At 49.2% G+C, this 256-nt stretch carries 1 rRNA gene; it reads right to left on the bottom strand.

The window, feature by feature from the left end:
- A 23S ribosomal RNA gene (locus tag LB465_RS18190) occupies positions 1 to 256 on the bottom strand; the annotation flags it as partial.

Here is a 256-nt window from a genome sequence, read left to right as displayed (position 1 = left end):
TCTACCATTACCAACTTAAAACGCCCTATTAAGACTCGCTTTCGCTACGGCTCCACAGCTGAACTGCTTAACCTTGCTGGAAACGGTAACTCGTAGGCTCATTATGCAAAAGGCACGCCGTCACCCCCTAAAGGGCTCCGACCGCTTGTAAGCGTATGGTTTCAGGATCTATTTCACTCCCTTGTTCAGGGTTCTTTTCACCTTTCCCTCACGGTACTGGTTCACTATCGGTCTCTCAGGAGTATTTAGCCTTGGC

This window comes from Salegentibacter lacus, from assembly GCF_020164555.1.
In the GTDB taxonomy this organism is placed as follows: Bacteria; Bacteroidota; Bacteroidia; order Flavobacteriales; family Flavobacteriaceae; genus Salegentibacter; species Salegentibacter lacus.
Note: the sequence above shows the minus strand (reverse complement) of the source record. Positions and strands in the feature narration are given on the sequence as shown.